3 protein-coding genes are annotated in these 3,434 nt (G+C 59.4%); 1 reads left to right on the forward strand and 2 read right to left on the reverse strand.

Annotation, left to right across the window (positions count from 1 at the left end; translation table 11 throughout):
- The coding region (locus H5U08_RS13210; protein ID WP_297033887.1) for a hypothetical protein at positions 1 to 1,267 on the forward strand (1,267 nt) is incomplete at its 5' end.
- A 35-nt stretch (positions 1,268 to 1,302) separates the two neighbouring features.
- Here H5U08_RS13210 and H5U08_RS13215 read toward each other — a convergent pair.
- Together H5U08_RS13215 and H5U08_RS13220 are read right to left on the reverse strand one after the other, a co-directional pair.
- Positions 1,303 to 2,472: a hypothetical protein gene (locus H5U08_RS13215; protein WP_297033889.1), complete on the reverse strand. Its 1,170-nt coding sequence runs from the start codon at positions 2,470 to 2,472 to the stop codon at positions 1,303 to 1,305.
- 771 nt (positions 2,473 to 3,243) lie between these two features.
- On the reverse strand, positions 3,244 to 3,434 hold a 191-nt coding region (locus tag H5U08_RS13220), incomplete at its 5' end, for a hypothetical protein (RefSeq protein ID WP_297033892.1).

Here is a 3,434-nt window from a genome sequence, read left to right on the forward strand (position 1 = left end):
AGTGCTGCTTGTCTTCTTCGCGGGCCAAATTCCGTCGGAAACGGCCGTTAGGACGCTCTCGGAATTGCGGGCGCCATTCGGCACGGCGTGCGAAGCAGTGATTGCTCAGTCGGACGAAAAGATTCGCACCGCCAGCGGCGAAATACTCCTCCGCAACGATCCAGCCTTCGCGGAGCTTGGCAAGCAGCCGGGGCTGGCGATTATCAGCTTCCTGAAAAGTCCCGAAGAAAACGAAGATTTTGGCAGAGTGGTGGCCACCTTTGCCTGCGATGAACAGGACGGGTTCAGCCCGACGCGGCAGCGGGCCATTCGGGACACCCTCACGTCGTTGCTCGCTTCGGCTGCGACCTCTACGCTGAAGCCCATGCAGGGGACTGCCGATGCCCCAGTGGGAAGCGCTCCAGAATCGGCCGCTCACACGCCTCATTCCGGGAACTCCGACGTAGCCCTGGCGACCCATTTGGCTCCCATCCAGGAGGCTGACATGTGGCTTTCCAGCTACGCCCAGGGGGTGGCCCAGGCTCGTCGCGAGAAAAAGATGCTCCTTGTATATCTGTACCCGGAAAAAAATGTTTCTTTGCGCGAGAAGTTCGAGGGGACAGCCCTTCGCGATCCCCGTGTACTGCAGGAGCTTGTGCATTATGTGCGCGTTCGATTGCCGGAGTCGGCCACCGTGGATCGCGACGGACAGCCAGTCCGCCTGCTCGATGACCCGTTCCTTTCCGAAATGGAAGGCCAGCCCGGGCTCTTTATCGTGGACTACGCTTCCGAAGGCGAAAAATATTATGGCCAAGTGGTCAGCGTCTTTCCGTTCCTCGACGGACGCCCATATACTGCCGAACAGATGCTCGCCATTTTAACGCTCCCGCCGGGGACACTCACCCAGCGGACGATGGTCTACGCGGTGCGCGTCCATCCCGAGCATCCGCGGAGCATTCTGGGCCGACCCGATCCCTATCTTTTCTCCGAAGCAGAAAGCCATTCCGAGTACCAGGCGAGAATTCGTCTCCAGGGACATCATTTTTGGGAGTCACGCTTTGCACGCATCATCCGTACCCTCCGCGGGGAGAGTACAGCCAGTGAGGTGTGCGCAGAAAGCTGGCCTGGCCAGGGATTGCTCCGAGCGGCCCTGGAGTGTGTGAGGTGCTGGCGGCTGTCTCCGGGGCACTGGCGGGCGGTTTCCTCACGTTCAGACGCCTACGGATACGACATCAAACGCGGAAGCAACGGCGTCTGGTATGCTACCGGGATTTTTGTCAATCGGTGAGCAAAAGCGCGGGTATTCTCAAAAAAAGGGGATCGTCATCGGGAAACAGCCGGGGAAGTCCCTGAAGCCGTGGCCGGTGTGGGTTCGAGGAAATGGAACCCATCGATAAACTTGCGGTCGGCTTCATCGAAGAGCGGCCATGACGTATCGTCCACCGTAAACACCGCGGCGTAATAGCCGTCCCGAGGCGACCCCAGCAGATAGTAAATCCAGTGAATGTTGAGGCCCTCCGTGCGCCCCAGAGCATGAATCCGCAACAGGCGGTGTCCGGTGGGGCTTTCCATTTCATCGGCCCCCAGAAATTGCCCGAAATTGCTCCCTAGCGTCTGCCGCACGTTGTTTTGGAACGCCGCCAAACTCAGTTGGACAGGCCCCTGGGAGTCGCTTCGCGCTAAATTGCATTGTCCCAAAAGGCCGCGTTGATCGACCAAGCGAAACACCACCATGTCGGGTGTGTCCGTGACGACGTACCATCTTCGATCGTGAAGGACCTGAAACCCGCCGGCGTCGGATCGATAGACAAGCCGCGTCTGTTCTTCCGGGGGCGGAAAGGTCAGCGTTGGGATTTGGCCGGGTGTTAAGAGCTGTGGTTCCGGGCGGCGCTGGCGCGTCAACTGGAGCCGGACCGTTCCCTGGAATGGGCTGTCCACATAACCCGCCGTTCGATTGTCGCGAAGGGCCAGGGCCAGCGCGGTGACCCGGCGGTCCATCAGCGACCATCGAAACCGCATCGCCACCTGCATCTGGCTCGTCGCCCCCATGACCCGGCCCTGCACCTTCCCAGAGACCTCGGCTTCCGCATACCCCTCGGTGATCTGCGTCACCCGGCCCTGAAGGGTGTTCTCGGTGATGGATTCCAGGCCGAGCAGTCCGGGGAGTGCATCATCGGGAATCTCCCAGGTGAAGCCCAGCCGAACCGGTTGCGACGGGAGCAACTGATCCAGAAGGATACTGTTGGCGATCACGTCCAGCAGGTCCACCTCGTCGCGCGTCAGCGGCCTATCGGGTGAAAAGATGGTGAACTGCCCCTCTGCCATGTAGAACGCGAGCCGCATCACCTCCGGCCGGAGCTGCACCTGGAATGTTTTGTCACCCACCTGGAACTGCGCGGCCGCCGTTCGGTAGGCGCGAAGTCCCTGGATAGCCGTGGCTCGACCGTTGCCCGCCTGGAGGACCCGCTCTTCATAGGCAAGTTGGCCGTCCATCTTGATGCTCGCGGAGGGGCCACCACTTTGGGTCGGTATTTGCCCCTCGGCCGAAATCCGGACGTCCACCCAGTCCACATTGTCTGCGGCAACCGGCGGAATTGTGCTGTCGGAAGCCGGGGCCGGTTGGGCTTGTGCCCTTAATGGGGGGGTGACCATCGGCGGAGGACTGACTGGAGAACGGTTTGCAGAACTTCCGCCGGAAGTCGGGGGTTGATTCTCGCGGGACAGGACCGGTGGACGTTGGCCGAAACTCTTGGTGCTTGGTAAATCCTGGATTCTGGGGGGGAGGGGAGGAGTGCGATGGGCAGGCGGATTTTGTGAAGTGGGGGCTTGGCTTTCGCTCTGAGCTGAAACCTGCGAAACAAATAGCCCTCCACAGGCAACAAAGGTACAGGCCAGGAGCAGAAGGCGAAAAGCCGATGGAAACCGAGCGTTCGGCAGCTTTGCGAAGATGGGCATACCGGCTATCCTTGGAGATTTCGTGGGTTGATCTTTTGATTCGAGCGAAGTTGGGCAATTCGGTTCGCCGAGAATTGAGAGGGCAAAACTGTAACCGGTCAGAGGCTGCGCCGTCAATATCAAGAGCAAGCAGGTGTGGGTTTCGGGGTGCTCATTCGCGCTGGGGCTGGCTGCTGTGCGCCATTTTCTGTGCAGTTTTGGAACAATTTGCGCCATCTTGGCAAGGCACAGGTTGCCTCCCTGTCAGGGTGGGCGTGCCGTTATTCGGCGATATCGGGCGATTCGCGGGTTCAGTGCTTCTGGCAACTTCTAGTCGTTAATTGGAACGAGTTTTGCAAACACGGAGGTCTTTGGCGTAGCTGCCGACAAAATTGGCAGAACCGACAGAAAGGTGACAGTCGGCACCACCCGAAATGGTGGAATGGCCGGTGTAATGCATGGATCTCGACGGATTTTGAAATTTTGCGAAGACTCAGTTGCAAAAAATTCCAGGTTTGGTA

Origin of the sequence: Thermogutta sp. (genome assembly GCF_014359955.1) — a bacterium.
Classification (GTDB): domain Bacteria; phylum Planctomycetota; class Planctomycetia; order Pirellulales; family Thermoguttaceae; genus Thermogutta.

Excerpts from the sequence above, each read along its gene's own strand:
- H5U08_RS13215 (WP_297033889.1), bottom strand. The coding sequence starts at position 2,472 with ATGGACGGCCAACTTGCCTATGAAGAGCGGGTCCTCCAGGCGGGCAAC.